The sequence below is a fragment of the Rhodococcus sp. KB6 genome (assembly GCF_001445685.1).
GTDB classification, from domain to species: Bacteria; Actinomycetota; Actinomycetes; order Mycobacteriales; family Mycobacteriaceae; genus Rhodococcus_F; species Rhodococcus_F qingshengii.
Window position 1 is genome coordinate 1 of the sequence record NZ_LNAK01000068.1, and the last position, 515, is coordinate 515.

General features: G+C 62.7%; 1 protein-coding gene. It reads left to right on the forward strand.

Annotated features, from left to right (window positions below):
* On the forward strand, positions 1–515 hold a 515-nt coding region (locus ASU23_RS12120; protein ID WP_172827048.1), incomplete at both ends, for a condensation domain-containing protein.

The following is a 515-nucleotide window of genomic DNA, read 5'->3' on the forward strand; positions in this document are numbered from 1 at the left end:
CGGCATGAGATTTTGCGGACGGTGTATCCGGAGGTCGACGGTGTCGGGTTCCAGGAGGTGTTGTCTGCGGATCGGGTGCGGTTGGATTTGTCGCCGGTGGCGGTGTCGGAGTCCGATGTCGTTGGTGCGGTGACGGAGTTCTTGTCGGCTGGTTTCGATGTGGCGGTGGAGGTTCCGGTTCGGGCGCGGTTGTTCGCGGTGTCGGAGTCGGAGTTCGTGTTGGCGATGGTGGTTCATCACATCAGTGGTGATGGTGTGTCGATGGGGCCGTTGACGCGTGATGTGATGGTGGCGTACGAGGCTCGTTCTCGGGGTGAGGTGCCGGGGTGGACGCCGTTGGCGGTGCAGTATGCGGATTACGCGTTGTGGCAGCGGGAGACTCTCGGTTCGGAAGATGATCCGTCGTCGTTGATTTCGCGTCAGATCGGGTTCTGGGAGTCGGCGTTGGCGGGGTTGCCGGATCAGTTGGATTTGCCGGCTGATCGTCCGCGGCCGGCGGTGGCGTCCAATCGTGG